We start from the raw sequence: 16,273 nt of genomic DNA, 5'->3' as shown, positions 1-16,273 counted from the left end.
TCCGAGATCGTCGCCAAACGCTCGAATACGAGTAGAATCAACACCGTGCGCCATGTCCACCAAATTTAAACCGGACAGCAGTGGGCTTGTCCCGAGGATGACGGGAGTGGGAGGCGAGGCTTGTGAAATGGTTCAGCCGCCAGTAACGCCCCTCAATCCAGTCATGCCGTGATTCTCTCTGGCCGATGCGCCCGCATGCACAGCACGACGCTCAGCACCACCGAACATATCGCCACGACCTCAATTAGTGTCGGGCCGCGCCCTTCCCATAGAAAACCGTAAAGCAGCGCAAACAGCGTTTCGAACAGGATCATCTGCCCGACCATGGTGAGCGGCAGAAGGCGGCTCATGCGGTTCCATAAGGCATTGCCGAGAATGGAAGCGGTGAAACCCAGCCCGGCTGCAACAGCCACAAAATGCAGCCAGTCGCCCGAACTATGGCTTTCGCCGCCAAAGCCAAAGGCCGGGATGGCGAGCGCGAGCGCAAGCCCACCGGTCACCACACCGGTCATCATGTTCCAGTCGTCGGCGCTGACATCGTGAAGACGGGAGAGCCAGCGGGCATTGCCGACCGCAAAGGCCGTCCATGACGCCAGCGCACCGAGCGCACAGGCCAGCCCGATGACGCGAGAGACATCGAGCCCCGCATCGTTTTCCGTCAGCGACTGCCAGGAAATGCCGATAATCCCCATCGCGCCGAAGGCGAGCGACGGCCACAGCCGCTTCAGCGACACCGCGCCGTGATCGCGGCTGCCGATGATGGTGACAGCGACGGGCAGGAAACCGATGATAATGGAGGTGAAGGCGACGCCGCTCAATTTTACCGCGGTCGATATGAAGACATAATAGGCGATATTGCCGATCATGCTCAGCCAGCCGAGTGCTATCCATTCCCGCGCGCCAAAATGGGCCGAGATGCGTTTCAGACGCGGCCCGATGATGATGAGGGAAATCAGCCCATAGGTGAGATAACGCGCCGTCGAGAGTTGCAGGGCGGAAAAATCCGGCACGAGTTTGGGAGCGAGAAAAATCCCACCCCAAAGCGCACCCGCCAGCATGCCGAAAAAAACACCGAGACCTGTTCTGTTCATGTCATGTCACATCCGCATTCACATCTGCCTGCGATGTGCCACAGCCCTTTGCGGCTGTCTTGACAAAAACTCCTGATCGAATGTGCTGGCGGTTTTAATGAAGCCCGCAGGTCCGACGGTAGGCTGCGGGCGTTTCACCCACTGCATTGCGCATGGCGCGCGTCAGTGCAGTCTGGTCGGAAAAACCGGCCCGCAAGGCGATCTCGGCAATCGGCAGGGTGGAATTGCTGAGCAATGCGCAGACCTTGTCCATGCGCAGCCCGGCCAGCCAGCGGTGAGGCGGAAGGCCGAATTCCTCGAGAAACAGCGCATGCAGGCGGCTGTCGCTGATCGTCACGCAGGAGGCGAGCATCTCGATGGTCCAGGGGAAGAACGGTTCCGCCCTGATAAGTGCAACAAGCCTGTGCAGGCGTTGGCGGATGTCGGCTTTCTCATTGGCAAGGCTGTCGATCAGGAGCGGTGCCCACAGACCGGCAATATCGTCGCGTCGCCCCTCTGTTCCGATGACGCCGCGCATATAGGCGATCAATTGCCGCGTATCCTGCGCGATATCGAGAAACGGTGAATGGGCGAATTTCTCGAGCGTTTGCTCGGGAAGGGCGCCTTCATCGATATCGACCACCAGCGAGTGGTTGCTTGCCGTCGCTTCCTGCGTATGCGGCGCATCGCGATGGATGAACACGCCGCGTCCTGCCGACAATTCGTCCTGCCGTCCCGCCACATCGATCAGCAAACGCCCGGAAACCGGAAGAACGATCTGAACGAAGCCATGCCGTTCCTTCGGTCTTTCTTCCCTGTAAGTTCTGATATCGGCGGATGCGGCTGTCATGACGCTGTCGTTTCCATTGTGCAAAGAAATGGCCGCCTCGAAAAAGCGGCCAGTTTCATTGTTTGATTATGACATCGTCTTGAAGATTGGGCCAGTCGGCTTTATCGATCGGCTCTGCGCGCCGGCAATTAACAGTCTTCCTTGGCGGTCGATTCGCCGCGTTTGCGCTTGCGCAGAACCGGCTTGTTCTCTCTCGCCTCGCATTTCGCGACGTCGATCAGATAGGCAAGCACCGGCATGCCGTTCATCGATGCGAGTTGCTTGGCGGATTCGAGAAGGTTGATGATGTTGGAAAAATCGTCCATCGGCTCACTCAGTGGCTCAAAGCGGTTATATGTCGGGTCTGAACCCAAGGATGAATACGCTGGGTGAAATCGGGAGCTTCCAGCGCCGTTGCATCCAATGGGTGTAATATTAGTCGCAAATAAATAGCAATCCCTGCGACGGGGTTACAATAGTCAATTTTCCGTAACTGTCATGCACGGCGAAGATATCGGTGCGGGGTGATGGCAGAAAAATCCAGCAGTCAGATGAGGTTTCTGAAATGCCAAACTATCTTCACAGGGTGGAAGATGCGGCTGCGATCATCGCCGGGGCGCAGCGAATCATGGTCGTGGGCTGCTCCGGCGGCGGCAAGACGACGCTTTCGCAGAAGCTCGCGCGCAATTTCGGACTTCGCTACATCTCCATGGATCGCGATGTTTTCTGGCTGCCCGGCTGGCAGGCGCGCCCGCGCGAGGAGCAGCGACAGAGGATAGCCACCATCATTACCGAGGAACGCTGGCTGATGGACGGCAGCAATCCGTCGTCGTTCGATATACGGCTGCCGCGATCCCACATCGTTTTGTGGGTGCGCATGCCGCGCTGGCTCTGCCTGTGGGGCGCGCTCAGCCGGGCGATCAAGGGTTATGGCAAGGCCCGCCCGGAAATGGCGGAGGGGTGTCCCGAAAGGATAGACATCGATTTCCTGCGCTATATCTGGAATTTCGAACGCCGCCATGCCCCGATTTTCGAGCAGAATTTCGCGCTTTATGGTCCTGATGTGCCGGTATTCCAGCTGAAAAGCCGAAAACAGTTTCGCCGCCTTCTTGATCTTCTGCGTATCGAGGATTAACTGCCGCTCATGCCACAGTTCGAAACGCATCGCCACGTCAAACACTCGCCCGACCGCATGTACGACCTCGTCGCCGATGTGGAGAAATATCCGCAGTTTCTGCCCCTTTGCGAGGCGCTCACCGTCCGTTCGCGCAAGGAGCGCGATGGCAAGGTGCTGCTGGTGGCGGATATGACGGTGGGCTACAAGGCCATTCGCGAAACCTTCACCACGCAGGTGCTGCTGAACCCGGCCGAGCGCGCCATCGACGTGAAATATATCGACGGACCGTTTAAATATCTCGACAATCGCTGGCGTTTCGAGCCTGCCGACGAGGGCGGCTCAGCCATTCATTTTTTCATCGATTATGAATTCAAGAACCGTCTGCTCGGCGCGGTCATGGGGTCGATGTTCGACCGGGCCTTTCGCATGTTCGCGGAAGCCTTCGAGACGCGTGCCGATAAAATTTATACGGACCCGGCCTGATTGAGGGCTATCAGCATCTGGAGCGCCGTCCTCACCGTAGCAAGCCGGATTTTTGTGCGGCCGATCTCGCCGTAACGCATTTCCCGATGCAGGATTTTACCGCCGCGCGCATGGGCGGCCAGATGCACCAGCCCAACCGGCTTGTCGGCGGAACCGCCACCCGGACCGGCGATGCCAGTTACCGCCACGGCGAAATCCGCGCGGGAACGGAAGAGGGCACCATGCGCCATCTGCAGCGCTGTCTGTCGGGATACCGCGCCGAAATTCGCCAGCGTCTCGGAGCCAACGCCCAGCATGTCCATCTTGGCTTCATTGGTATAGGTGACAAAACCACGATCGACGACAGCGGAGGAGCCGGCAATCTCCGTCAGGGCACCGGCGATTAGGCCGCCCGTGCAGCTTTCTGCGGTCGAGACCATGAAACCATGCGCGGTGAAATCGGCAATGATCCGCCGCGCCAGCTCTTCTATGTCGGCGGGAAAAAGGCTCATAAAGGTCTGCCCCTGTAGACGACGGTAGCGGTGGCGATTGCAGCGATGCCTTCCCGGCGGCCGACGAAACCGATGGTCTCATTGGTCGTCGCCTTCACCGAGCAGCGCTCCAGCGCGATGCCCAGCATGTCCGACAGTGCTTCGCGCATGGCCTGACGGTGCGGGCCGATGCGCGGCGCTTCCGCAATCAGCGAGACATCGGCATTCATGATCGTGCCGCCGTTGTCGCGAACCACTTTGGCCGCATGTTCGAGGAAGATGCGCGAGGCGGCACCCTTCCATTGCGGATCGGAAGGCGGGAAGTGATCGCCGATATCGCCGGCGCCACAGGTGGCGAGCAGCGCATCCGTCAGCGCATGCAAAGCCACATCGGCATCCGAATGACCTTTCAATCTCTGGTCGTGTTCGATGAAGACGCCGCACAACGTCACGCCATCGCCGGCCTCTAGCTGATGCACGTCGTAACCATTGCCGGTGCGCACGTCCGGCAATCCGTGGGAGAGCTTTTCATCGGCCATCGCGATATCCCGCTTGAGAGTGAGTTTTACATTATCGACCGAACCTTCGGTCAGCGTCACCGTCAGCCCCGCCCATTCGGCAATCGAAGCGTCATCGGTAAAATCGGACTTTCCGGAGGCGGCAGCGGCGCGGTGCGCGGTGAGAATATCGCCGTAGCTGAAACTCTGCGGTGTTTGAGCGGCATAAAGCCCCTGCCGGGAAACCGTTTCCACGACGCGACCATCCGAGCCGCGCTTCAGCGTGTCGGTGACGGAGAGGGCAGGCAAAACGCCGCTGGCGCCGGCCCGGTGCAGGGCGACGATGCGTTCCAGCATGTCCACGGGAACGAAAGGCCGCACGGCATCATGGATCATCACATGCGTCAGCTCTTCCGAGGCGAGCGCTTCCAGCCCGGCAAGCACCGATTGCTGGCGTGTTGCGCCGCCCGTGACGGTAACGATCCGCTCGCCGGCATCAAGCCGCTGGAGGATCGGCGACAGCAGTGCCGCATCGTCTGCATGGCTGACGATCACGATGGGGGAGGCATGATTCCAGTCGAGGAAGGTCGACAATGTATGCTCGATCACGGCCCTGCCTCCGATAGGGCGATATTGTTTCGGCCCTTCCTCGGGAGAGCCCGCTCTTTCTCCGCGTCCGGCGGCGACGATGACGATGCCGAGTTTCATGGTACTTTCCTGCATTGGTCTTATGCTTTGCGCGCAACCCTTAGCGGTTGACAGTCCTGCTCTAGCGTTTCAAAACCCGGATGGCCAGCCCGATAAGACGCGCATTCGCCCCTGCATGTCGCAGGATCGAGCGTCATTGCGCCTTTGAACCTGCACAAATTGCTGCCGACAGCAAAACAGGCAGGCAGTCGTCCAGCAAATAAAAGGTGCAACCCTCTAAAAGTGCTTGGCAACTGCTCAAACACTGTCTAAAAATAATGCAAATAACCCTTCTGCATGAAAGATCATCAATTGCATCTTCCGGAGTTGTCAGAACCGTTCAGCATCGGCTCAGTCACGATCCGTAATCGTGCCGTGCTGGCGCCCATGTCGGGCGTGACGGATCTGCCGTTCCGGCAGCTTGCCTGGCGTTATGGCGCGGGCCTTGTCGTTACGGAAATGGTGGCAAGCCGTGAGCTCGTCGCCAACCGCGGCGAATCCTGGGCGCGGCTGAAAAATGCCGGCATGGTTCCGCATATGGTGCAGCTCGCAGGACGCGAGGCGCATTTCATGGCCGAGGCAGCCAAGATCGCGGCCGACAATGGCGCTGGCATCATCGACATCAATATGGGCTGTCCAGCCAAGAAGGTGACGGGTGGTTATTCTGGCTCGGCTTTGATGCGCGATCCGGATCATGCACTCTCGCTCATTGAGGCAACGGTCAATGCAGTCAACGTGCCTGTGACGCTGAAGATGCGGCTCGGCTGGGACGAGAACACCATCAATGCGCCGGAGATCGCCCGCCGTGCCGAAGCCGCAGGTGTTCAGCTGATCACCGTTCACGGCCGCACCCGCATGCAGTTTTACGAGGGACGGGCGGACTGGGATGCCATCCGCGCCGTGCGTGAGGTGATTTCCGTGCCGCTGATCGCCAATGGCGACGTTGAAACGGCCGGAGATGCGCGCGAAATCCTGCGCCGTTCGGGTGCGGATGCCGTCATGGTCGGGCGCGGCGCGCAGGGGCAACCCTGGCTGCCGGCGGTGCTTGCCGGACATTCAGCGCCGCACCGCGGCGATATTCCCGCCATCGCCATCGAACATTACGAGATGATGCTGGAATTTTATGGAAGGGAAGCCGGTCTCCGGCATGCCCGCAAACACCTCGGCTGGTATCTCGACCGTTTCGCGCCGGAGATCGCCACGACTGACAAGGCTGAAATCATGACATCGCGTGACACGGCGGAAGTGGCGGATCTGCTGCGCTCTGCCCTTAGCGAAAATGCGGGCGAAGACGCCGCAAGGAAGGCCGCATGAGCGCTGACAAACACAGCCCGGCAGATGCAAACCCGCTTGCCATGGCGGTTCTGAACGCGGTGCAGAACCCGGTTATTCTGGTGGATGCCGAAGGTTTCATCGCCTTCGCCAACTGGGAAGCCGAAGCCTTTTTCGGGGCGAGCGCCTCCCATCTCGCGCGCTACCGCGTTTCCACCTTCATTCCCTTCGGCAGCCCGTTGCTCGCACTGATCGATCAGGTGCGGGAGCGCCGCGCGCCGGTCAACGAATATCGCGTCGATCTGAGTTCGCCGCGTCTAGGCCAGGACAAGCTGGTCGATCTTTATGTCGCGCCTGTTGTCAGCGAACCGGGATCGGTGGTCGTCGTCTTCCAGGAAAGGTCGATGGCCGACAAGATCGACCGGCAATTGACCCACCGGGCGGCGGCGCGCTCCGTTACCGGCCTTGCCTCCATGCTCGCGCATGAAATCAAGAATCCGCTGTCCGGCATTCGCGGCGCTGCCCAGTTGCTGGAGACGTCGGTTGCCGATGAAGACCGGGCGCTGACGCGGCTGATCTGCGACGAGACCGACCGCATCGTCTCGCTGGTTGATCGCATGGAAGTGTTTTCCGACGAGCGGCCGGTGGATCGCGTACCGGTCAACATCCATTCCGTGCTCGATCATGTGAAGGCCATCGCCAAGGCCGGCTTTGCCCGCAATATCAAGATTTCGGAAAACTACGACCCCTCGTTGCCGCCTGTTTATGCCAATCGCGACCAGCTGGTGCAGGTCTTTCTCAATCTGGTGAAGAATGCGGCGGAAGCCGTTGGCAACCAGCCGGATGGCGAAATCATCCTCACCACCGCCTATCGCCCCGGCATGCGGCTTTCGGTCGCCGGCAGCCGGGAGCGCATCTCGCTGCCGCTCGAATTCTGCGTGCATGACAATGGCCCAGGCGTTCCGGCCGATCTTTTGCCGCATCTTTTCGATCCCTTCATCACCACCAAGACGAATGGTTCGGGCCTCGGGCTGGCGCTTGTCGCCAAGCTGATCGGCGCCCATGGCGGCATTGTGGAATGCGACAGCCAGAACCATCGCACGACTTTCCGCGTATTGATGCCCGTCTCGCCGGAAGTGGCGCTCGACGACCGCTCTTTGCCGAACACGACAGGAAATGACCAATGACAGCTACGATCCTCGTCGCCGATGATGATGCCGCAATCCGCACGGTGCTGAACCAGGCGCTGAGCCGCGCCGGTTACGACGTGCGCATCACCTCCAATGCCGCCACGCTCTGGCGCTGGGTTTCGGCGGGTGAGGGCGATCTTGTCGTAACCGATGTCGTGATGCCGGATGAAAACGCCTTTGACCTGCTGCCGCGCATCAAAAAGGCCCGCCCGGACCTGCCGGTTCTGGTCATGAGTGCGCAGAACACCTTCATGACGGCCATCAAGGCCTCGGAAAAAGGCGCTTACGACTATCTGCCGAAGCCCTTCGACCTGACGGAGCTGATCGCCATCATCGGCCGCGCCCTGTCGGAACCGAAGCGCAAGCCGGCCAAACTCGATGACGACATGCAGGACGGCATGCCGCTCGTCGGCCGCTCGGCGGCGATGCAGGAAATCTACCGCGTTCTCGCCCGCCTGATGCAGACCGACCTGACGCTGATGATCACCGGTGAATCCGGCACCGGCAAGGAGCTGGTGGCGCGCGCTCTGCATGATTACGGCAAGCGCCGCAACGGTCCCTTCGTCGCCATCAACATGGCCGCAATCCCGCGCGACCTGATCGAATCCGAACTCTTCGGCCATGAGAAGGGCGCCTTCACCGGCGCGCAGAACCGCTCCACCGGCCGTTTCGAACAGGCCGAGGGCGGCACGCTGTTCCTCGATGAAATCGGTGACATGCCGATGGACGCCCAGACACGCCTGCTGCGCGTGTTGCAGCAGGGCGAATATACGACGGTGGGCGGCCGTACGCCGATCCGCACCGATGTCCGCATCGTCGCCGCCACCAACAAGGACCTGAAGCAGTCGATCAATCAGGGCCTTTTCCGCGAAGACCTTTATTATCGCCTGAACGTCGTTCCGCTGCGGCTGCCGCCGCTGCGTGACCGCGCCGAGGATATTCCCGATCTGGTGCGCCACTTTATCCAGCAGGGCGAAAAGGAAGGTCTGGAAGGCAAGCGTTTCGAGAGCGAGGCGCTGGAGGTCATGAAGGCCTATGCCTGGCCGGGCAACGTGCGCGAGCTGGAAAACCTGATCCGCCGCCTGATGGCGCTTTACCCGCAGGAAGTCATTACCCGCGAGATCATCGAGCAGGAACTGCAATCGGATGTTCCCGACAGCCCGCTCGACAAGATGGCGGTCCGCACGGGGTCGCTCACCATTTCGCAGGCGGTGGAAGAAAATATGCGGGATTATTTCGCCAGTTTCGGCGATGGCCTGCCGCCGCCCGGCCTTTACGACCGCGTTCTGCGCGAACTCGAATATCCGCTGATTCTCGCGGCTTTGACTGCGACACGCGGCAACCAGATCAAGGCCGCCGATCTTCTCGGCCTGAACCGCAATACGCTGCGCAAGAAAATCCGCGAGCTTGGCGTTTCCGTTTATCGCAGCTCCCGCCCAAGCTGAGAATGTTGACAAGGTCGCATTTGTCGTTGCACTTTCGCCACATTGTGTTGCTTGAAAAACACTAGGAAGGAAAGAGATTCGCCGGTCTGAGGCGCGTCTTACCTGACTTCATAAATGTGGTGCTGGCTGGCCAGCGATTGGGAGTAGTGCATGCGGAAACCCGCCGCCGAAAACGCCGTTGCCGATGAAGCAGCGGGCATGGTGGTTGCCGATCGCAGGATGTCTTTCGCTTTGCCGGGGCTGGTGCTCGCCGGCGTCGCTCTCGTTTGCGCCATCCTCACCCTGTTCGTGCTTCTGGGTGTCACGCCAATCGCGCCGACATCGAACGTCGTCATCGCCTCCGTCGTCATCAATTCGATCTTCGTGATCGGCCTGATCTTCCTCATCGGGCGCGAAATCAACCGCCTGCTGAAAGCGCGTAAAAAGGGAAGGGCGGCTGCGCGTCTGCATGTCCGCATAGTCGTGCTTTTCTCCATCGTGGCGATTACGCCCGCCGTGCTCGTCGCCATCTTCGCCAGTCTGACGCTGAATGTCGGTCTAGACCGCTGGTTTTCGCTGCGCACGCAGTCGATCGTCGATTCATCGAGCAATATCGCCCAGGCCTATATGATGGAGAATGCCGGTTATCTTCAGGGGCAGACCCTGTCGATGGCAACCGACCTCGACCGCAACCGTGCGCTTTTTTATCTGGATCGCACCGGCTTCGTCGATCTGATGACCCGTCAGGCCAAGGGGCGCGGCCTTCTCGGCGCGTTTCTGGTGCAGGAGGACGGCGACGCCGTCGCTCAGGCCGACATCAAGACCGAAAAACCGCTTCCTGCCATCCCGCATGACGCGCTTGAAAAGGCGGCCGCCGGGCAGCCGACGCTGATACCGCCCGGTATCACCAACCTCGTCGGTGCCATTATCAAGCTCGAAGGCATCAGCGGCACCTTCCTTTACACGGTGCGCGCCGTCGATCCCAAGGTGATGAGCGCGATGCGGCTGATGGAAGAGAACCGCGCGGAATACAAGGCGATGGAGGCAGGCCGCGCGCCGCTGCAGATCGCCTTTGCGATCCTCTATCTCGGTTTCGCGCTGATCGTGCTTCTCGCCGCCATCTGGACCGCGATTGCGGTGGCCGACCGTATCGTGCGGCCTATCCGTCTCCTCATCAGTGCGGCAGACAGTGTCGCCACCGGCAACATGCATGTGCTGGTTCCCGTCCGCGCCGTCGATGGCGACGTCGGGCGACTGTCGCGCACCTTCAACAAGATGGTCTCCGAACTGCGCAGCCAGCAGGAACAGATCATCGAGGCCAAGGACGATATCGACGACCGCCGCCGCTTCATCGAGGCCGTGCTGTCAGGCGTTACCGCCGCCGTAATCGGTGTCGATGAGAACCGCAGGATCACCATCGTCAATCCGTCGGGCGAAGAATTCCTGGCGCAGACATCCGAGCAGCTTATCGGCGCGCAACTGTCGGAGATCGCGCCGGAAATCGAACAGGTGGTCAACGAGGCCAATACCTGGTCACGCGGCAATTTCCGCAAACAGATCAACATCATGCGGCGGGGCAAGGAACGGACGCTGAATGTGCAGGTGACCCGTGAGGACGCCCGCGACAGCCGTGACAGCTACGTCATCACCCTCGACGACATCACCGACCTCGTCATCGCCCAGCGTTCGACGGCGTGGTCGGATGTGGCGCGCCGCATTGCGCATGAAATCAAGAACCCGCTGACGCCGATCCAGCTTTCCGCCGAGCGTATAAAGCGTCGTTTCGGCAAGCAGATCGACGAGAGCGACCGCGCCGTCTTCGACCAGTGTACGGACACCATCGTCCGGCAGGTCGGCGATATCGGCCGGATGGTGGACGAATTCTCCGCCTTTGCGCGCATGCCTAAGCCGACGAAGGAAAAGTCGGACCTGCGGGCGATCCTTAAGGATGCGGCGTTCCTGCGCGAGATCAGCGCCGCCGATACCAAGTTTGCGACGGAGCTGGGCGAGATTCCGCTGGAGGGCATGTTCGATGCCCGCATGCTGGGTCAGGCCTTCGGCAATCTCATCAAGAATGCGACGGAAGCCATCGAGGCGGTGGAAGGCGAAAAACGGCCGGGTAAAATTCTGGTGCGCGCCGCTTTCGACGAAGCCAATTCGCGTTTCGTGGCTGACATCATCGACAATGGCCGCGGCCTTCCCGTCGAGAACCGTCACCGCATTCTCGAACCTTATATGACGATGCGGGACAAGGGCACGGGCCTCGGCCTCGCCATCGTCAAGAAAATCATCGAAGAGCATGGCGGGTATCTGGAGCTCCACGATGCCCCGCCGGAGTTCGATCACGGCCACGGCGCCATGATCAGAGTGCTGCTGCCCTATATCGAGGCGGTCGGCGGCGAAAATAACAAGGAAGCAGCATATGGCGTCTGATATTCTGGTCGTGGATGACGAGGCGGACATTCGCGAAATCGTAGCGGGCATTCTTTCCGACGAGGGCCACGAGACCCGCATGGCGTTCGACAGCGACAGCGCGCTGGCGGCTATTTCGGAGCGCGTGCCGCGTCTGATCTTTCTCGACATCTGGATGCAGGGTTCGAAGCTCGACGGTCTGGCGCTGCTGGATGAGATCAAGAGCCGCCATCCCGAAATCCCGGTGGTCATGATTTCCGGTCACGGCAATATCGAAACCGCCGTCAACGCCATCAAGCGCGGCGCTTTCGACTTTATCGAGAAGCCGTTCAAGGCCGACCGCCTCATTCTGATCGCCGAGCGGGCGCTGGAAAACTCCAAGCTGAAGCGCGAGGTTCAGGAACTCAAGAAGCGCACCGGTGACGCGGTTGAACTCGTTGGCGCATCGCTTGCGGTGTCGCAGCTTCGCCAGACCATCGACCGGGTTGCGCCCACCAACAGCCGCATCATGATCCTCGGTCCCTCCGGTTCCGGCAAGGAACTTGTGGCGCGCATGGTGCACAAGAAGTCCTCGCGTGCGAGTGGACCCTTCGTGGCGCTCAACGCCGCGACGATCACGCCGGACCGCATGGAAATCGCGCTGTTCGGCACGGAGGGCCTGCCTGGGCAGCCGCGCAAGGTCGGCGCTCTGGAAGAAGCCCATCGCGGCGTGCTTTATCTCGATGAAGTCGGCGAAATGCCGCGCGAGACGCAGAACAAGATCCTGCGCGTGCTGGTCGATCAGCAGTTCGAGCGCGTTGGTGGCGGGAAGCGGGTGAAGGTGGATGTGCGCATCATTTCCTCGACCGCCCATCACCTCGAAAGCCTGATTGCCGAAGGCCAGTTCCGCGAAGATCTCTATCATCGCCTCGCCGTGGTGCCGGTTAAGGTGCCGGCGCTTTCCGAGCGGCGCGAGGATATTCCTTTCCTCGTCGATATGTTCATGCGCCAGATTTCCGAGCAGGCCGGCATCCGTCCGCGCAAGATCGGCGACGACGCCATGGCCGTTCTCCAGACACATGACTGGCCGGGCAATATCCGCCAGCTGCGCAACAATATCGAGCGGTTGATGATTCTCGCCCGTCCCGAGGGCGGCGAAGCGCCGATCTCGGCCGACATGCTGCCGTCGGATATTGGCGACATGCTGCCGAAGATTTCGGCGCAGGGCGATCAGCACATCATGACCCTGCCGCTGCGCGAAGCCCGCGAAATGTTCGAGCGCGACTATCTGATGGCGCAGATCAACCGTTTCGGCGGCAATATTTCGCGAACGGCGGAATTTGTCGGCATGGAACGGTCTGCACTGCATCGCAAACTGAAATCTCTCGGCGTATAAGGAAAGAAGGCGCTTCGCCGTAACCGATTATTCCGTCAGAGAGACAGCATGAAAGTCATCATTTGCGGCGCAGGGCAGGTGGGTTACGGCATCGCCGAACAATTGTCGCGGGAAGATAATGAAGTATCGGTGATCGATACCGCCGCGCCGCTCATCACCGCCATTACCGAGACGCTGGATGTGCGCGGTTATGTCGGCCATGGCGCGCATCCCGACATGCTGGCCAAGGCCGGCGCTGACCAGGCCGACATGATCATCGCCGTGACCTTGCATGACGAGATCAATATCGTCGCCTGCGAGGTGGCGCATGCCCTGTTCAGTGTGCCGACCAAGATCGCCCGCATCCGCGACCAGAGCTATCTGAAGCCGGAATATGCCGATCTCTTCAGCCGCGAGAACATGTCCATAGACGTGACGATTTCGCCTGAAGTCGAAGTCGGCAAGATGGTGCTCCGGCGCATCGCCTTTCCGGGCGCAACGGATGTGGTGCGTTTCGCCGACGACACGATCTACATGCTGGCCATCGAATGCATGGAGGATTGCCCGGTCATCAACACGCCGCTGCAGCAGCTTTCCAGCCTCTTTCCAGACCTCATCGCCACGGTGGTGGGGGTGTATCGGGATGGTGTCCTCAAGGTGGCGCATTCTTCGGAACAGTTGCGGGTGGGCGACCTTGCCTATGTCATCTGCCAGCGCCAGCACGCTCGTCGCACCTTAAGCCTTTTCGGCCATGAGGAGCAGGAAGCGCAGCGCATCGTGATTGCCGGCGCCGGCAATATCGGCCACTTCGTCGCCCGCAAGATCGAGGAAATGCAGCCGAAAACGCGGGTGAAGATCATCGAGGCGGACCGAGACAGGGCGGTTGCCGCATCCGAACAGTTAAGCCACACCATCGTCATGCACGGCTCGGCGCTCGACCAGAAAATCCTGATGCAGGCCGATATTCAGGATGCCGATCTTATCGTGACGCTCACCAATAACGATCAGACCAATATTCTGGCGGCGGTGATTGCCAAGCAGCTCGGCTGCAAATCGAATCTGGCGCTTTTGAACAGTACGTCGTTCCACGACGTCGCCCGCTCTCTGGGGCTCGATGCCTATATCAACCCTCGGGCCGTGACGATCTCCCGCGTGCTTCAACACGTGCGCAAGGGCCGCATCCGCTCAGTCTATGCTGTCCAGCGCGGCTCGGCGGAGGTGATCGAGGCGGAAGCGCTGGAGACGTCGCCGCTGGTCGGCCAGTCCTTCCGCGACATCGATATGCCGGAGGGTGTGCGCATCGGGGCGATCTATCGCGACGGCGTGGTGATCCGCCCGGATGGCAGCACGAAAATCAAGGCGAAGGACCGGGTCGTGCTGTTCGCATCCGCCGATGCGGTGCGCGACGTGGAACAACTTTTCCGTGTTTCGATACAATATTTTTGACTGTCCCGAATTGAAAATGTGGGTCAATACTCGTACTCATTCGGCTGTTTTGACCGTTGCGGAACGGAACACGATTTGATACCAGAGTTTGAGGTCGGCCAAGCGGGGGACAAGACTCGGCCGGCTTATTATTGATTGATTATTTTCCGGTATCCCTGCCGGCAAAAAAGAAAGAAGCGGCGCCATGGCGGAACGTTCTCAAAACCTTCAGGATCTCTTCCTCAATACCGTTCGTAAGCAAAAGATTTCGCTCACGATTTTCCTGATCAACGGCGTCAAGCTGACGGGCGTTGTCACCTCCTTCGACAATTTCTGCGTGCTTCTGCGCCGTGACGGTCATTCGCAGCTTGTTTACAAGCATGCGATCTCCACCATCATGCCCGGTCAGCCGATGCAGATGTTCGAAAGCGAAGAAGGCGCGGCCTGATCGGGCTCCCTCGACGGATATTCGACATAGACTGACCCGGACCGGGAACATTTCCCGTGCCGTCAGGTTAATCCCCATGGCCGCCCGCGCGGATGCGGTCGGCCGCAATCCTCTTTCTGGACAAGGCTGAACCCATTTCAACGCGCGACACCTCGAACGAATCGATTATTCCGGAGCAGGAAAAGCGCCGCGACGACATGCGTGCGGTTGTTCTCGTGCCGGTCCTCAAGCAGCGCGAAACGCGCGACGCGGCTGCCGGCCCGGCTGCCCCCGGCCGTTCGGTCGAAGCCAAGCTTGAGGAAGCAAAAGGACTGGCGCTCGCCATCGATCTGGAAGTGACGCAGGGTCTCATCGTTCCGGTGAACCAGCCGCGCCCGGCCACGCTGTTCGGAACCGGCAAGATCGAAGAAATCGGTCATCTTCTCGACGAGACCGATTCCGGCCTGGTGATCGTCGATCATCCGTTGACCCCAGTGCAGCAGCGCAATCTCGAAAAGCAGTGGAATTGCAAGGTCATCGACCGCACGGGCCTGATCCTTGAAATCTTCGGCCGCCGCGCCTCCACAAAGGAAGGCACGCTGCAGGTCGATCTTGCGCATCTGAACTACCAGAAGGGCCGCCTCGTCCGAAGCTGGACCCACCTTGAACGCCAGCGCGGCGGTGCGGGCTTCATGGGCGGTCCGGGTGAAACCCAGATCGAAGCGGACCGCCGACTTTTGCAGGAACGCATCGTCAAGCTGGAGCGCGAACTGGAGCAGGTCGTGCGCACGCGCCAGCTACACCGCGCCAAGCGCCGCAAGGTGCCGCATCCGATCGTCGCGCTGGTCGGTTACACCAATGCCGGCAAATCCACGCTGTTCAACCGCATCACCGGCGCAGGCGTTCTGGCGGAGGATATGCTGTTCGCCACGCTCGACCCGACCTTGCGCCGCATGAAATTGCCGCATGGTCGCACCGTCATCCTGTCCGATACGGTCGGTTTCATTTCCGATCTTCCGACGCATCTGGTCGCCGCTTTCCGCGCCACTCTGGAAGAGGTGCTGGAAGCCGATCTCGTTCTGCATGTGCGCGATATGTCCGATCCGGACAATGCCGCCCAGTCTGCGGATGTGCTGCGTATTCTTGGTGACCTCGGCATTGACGAGAAGGAGGCGGAAAAGCGCATCATCGAGGTCTGGAACAAGGTCGACCGTCTCGAGCCGGAAGCGCATGACGCCATCATGCAGCGTGCCGAGGGCCGTTCGGATATCCGCGCCGTTTCGGCCATCACGGGTGAGGGCGTCGATGCCCTGATGGACGAGATTTCAAAGCGTCTTTCCGGTGTTCTGACGGAAACGACCGTTGTGCTCTCTATCGAACAATTGCCGCTGATCTCGTGGGTCTATAGCAATTCCATTGTCGACGGTCGTGAAGACCATGAGGATGGATCGGTTGCGCTTGATGTGCGCCTTTCGGAAGCGCAAGCGGCCGAACTGGAACGGAAGCTTGGTAAAGCGACTGTCCGCGAACGCGAGGACTGGGAGCGCTAAGCGTTCCTGGGACGATTATAAGGCGCGAAAACCTCTCCCCGTCATTCCGGCCTTGAGCCGGAATCC

15 protein-coding genes are annotated in these 16,273 nt (G+C 60.2%); 10 read left to right on the top strand and 5 right to left on the bottom strand.

Annotated features, from left to right (window positions below):
* Nucleotides 1–161: 161 nt before the first annotated feature.
* The 3 genes from ACQZ40_RS10030 to ACQZ40_RS10020 all read right to left on the bottom strand — a co-directional run bounded on the left by ACQZ40_RS10030 (nt 162) and on the right by ACQZ40_RS10020 (nt 2,225).
* Entirely contained in the window at nt 162–1,091 is a 930-nt protein-coding gene (locus ACQZ40_RS10030; RefSeq protein WP_448747867.1) for a DMT family transporter, read from the bottom strand.
* Between the two features lie 94 nt (nt 1,092–1,185).
* On the bottom strand, nt 1,186–1,920 hold the full coding sequence (locus ACQZ40_RS10025) for a helix-turn-helix transcriptional regulator (protein ID WP_173999827.1): 735 nt from the start codon (nt 1,918–1,920) through the stop codon (nt 1,186–1,188).
* Nucleotides 1,921–2,048: 128 nt separating this feature from the next.
* Nucleotides 2,049–2,225 (bottom strand): hypothetical protein, encoded by a 177-nt coding sequence (locus ACQZ40_RS10020; RefSeq protein WP_003496171.1) that lies wholly within the window; start codon nt 2,223–2,225, stop codon nt 2,049–2,051.
* A gap of 239 nt (nt 2,226–2,464) precedes the next feature.
* Between ACQZ40_RS10020 and ACQZ40_RS10015 the strand changes: the two genes are divergently transcribed.
* Together ACQZ40_RS10015 and ACQZ40_RS10010 are read left to right on the top strand one after the other, a co-directional pair.
* The gene (locus ACQZ40_RS10015) at nt 2,465–3,034 is read left to right on the top strand and encodes a P-loop NTPase family protein (protein WP_174039128.1); all 570 of its coding nucleotides are present in this window, start codon (nt 2,465–2,467) and stop codon (nt 3,032–3,034) included.
* Nucleotides 3,035–3,043: 9 nt separating this feature from the next.
* Nucleotides 3,044–3,499 carry a type II toxin-antitoxin system RatA family toxin gene (locus ACQZ40_RS10010; RefSeq protein ID WP_065655387.1) on the top strand — a complete coding sequence of 152 codons (456 nt, stop codon included), beginning with the start codon at nt 3,044–3,046 and terminating at the stop codon, nt 3,497–3,499.
* Here ACQZ40_RS10010 and ACQZ40_RS10005 read toward each other — a convergent pair.
* Nucleotides 3,481–3,990 (bottom strand): CinA family protein, encoded by a 510-nt coding sequence (locus ACQZ40_RS10005; RefSeq protein WP_448747866.1) that lies wholly within the window; start codon nt 3,988–3,990, stop codon nt 3,481–3,483. The two genes, ACQZ40_RS10010 and ACQZ40_RS10005, sit on opposite strands and share 19 nt — an antisense overlap.
* The gene (locus ACQZ40_RS10000; RefSeq protein ID WP_174035962.1) at nt 3,987–5,174 is read right to left on the bottom strand and encodes a bifunctional 2-C-methyl-D-erythritol 4-phosphate cytidylyltransferase/2-C-methyl-D-erythritol 2,4-cyclodiphosphate synthase; all 1,188 of its coding nucleotides are present in this window, start codon (nt 5,172–5,174) and stop codon (nt 3,987–3,989) included. The genes ACQZ40_RS10005 and ACQZ40_RS10000 overlap by 4 nt, the downstream gene beginning before the upstream one ends.
* Before the next feature lie 276 nt (nt 5,175–5,450).
* On the opposite strand from ACQZ40_RS10000, the gene dusB reads away from it, so the two are divergent.
* The 8 genes from dusB to hflX all read left to right on the top strand — a co-directional run bounded on the left by dusB (nt 5,451) and on the right by hflX (nt 16,207).
* Nucleotides 5,451–6,467 carry a tRNA dihydrouridine synthase DusB gene (gene dusB / locus ACQZ40_RS09995; RefSeq protein ID WP_174035963.1) on the top strand — a complete coding sequence of 339 codons (1,017 nt, stop codon included), beginning with the start codon at nt 5,451–5,453 and terminating at the stop codon, nt 6,465–6,467.
* Nucleotides 6,464–7,612 carry a two-component system sensor histidine kinase NtrB gene (locus tag ACQZ40_RS09990; protein WP_035264009.1) on the top strand — a complete coding sequence of 383 codons (1,149 nt, stop codon included), beginning with the start codon at nt 6,464–6,466 and terminating at the stop codon, nt 7,610–7,612. Before dusB ends, ACQZ40_RS09990 begins: the two co-directional genes overlap by 4 nt.
* Nucleotides 7,609–9,060: a nitrogen regulation protein NR(I) gene (gene ntrC / locus ACQZ40_RS09985; RefSeq protein WP_035217434.1), complete on the top strand. Its 1,452-nt coding sequence runs from the start codon at nt 7,609–7,611 to the stop codon at nt 9,058–9,060. The genes ACQZ40_RS09990 and ntrC overlap by 4 nt, the downstream gene beginning before the upstream one ends.
* A 150-nt stretch (nt 9,061–9,210) precedes the next feature.
* A complete protein-coding gene (locus ACQZ40_RS09980; protein ID WP_078052949.1) occupies nt 9,211–11,472 on the top strand; it encodes a sensor histidine kinase NtrY-like in 2,262 nt (753 codons plus the stop codon).
* Nucleotides 11,462–12,826, top strand: coding sequence for a nitrogen assimilation response regulator NtrX (ntrX, locus tag ACQZ40_RS09975; protein WP_003521348.1), 1,365 nt, complete (start codon nt 11,462–11,464; stop codon nt 12,824–12,826). Before ACQZ40_RS09980 ends, ntrX begins: the two co-directional genes overlap by 11 nt.
* A 48-nt stretch (nt 12,827–12,874) precedes the next feature.
* Nucleotides 12,875–14,251: a Trk system potassium transporter TrkA gene (gene trkA / locus ACQZ40_RS09970; RefSeq protein WP_125145726.1), complete on the top strand. Its 1,377-nt coding sequence runs from the start codon at nt 12,875–12,877 to the stop codon at nt 14,249–14,251.
* A 184-nt stretch (nt 14,252–14,435) separates the two neighbouring features.
* Nucleotides 14,436–14,678: an RNA chaperone Hfq gene (gene hfq / locus ACQZ40_RS09965; protein ID WP_003496145.1), complete on the top strand. Its 243-nt coding sequence runs from the start codon at nt 14,436–14,438 to the stop codon at nt 14,676–14,678.
* A gap of 92 nt (nt 14,679–14,770) precedes the next feature.
* A complete protein-coding gene (gene hflX / locus ACQZ40_RS09960) occupies nt 14,771–16,207 on the top strand; it encodes a GTPase HflX (protein ID WP_173999839.1) in 1,437 nt (478 codons plus the stop codon).
* Nucleotides 16,208–16,273 lie beyond the last annotated feature (66 nt).

It is taken from the genome of Agrobacterium sp. 16-172Ci, assembly GCF_053522725.1.
Note: the sequence above shows the minus strand (reverse complement) of the source record. Positions and strands in the feature narration are given on the sequence as shown.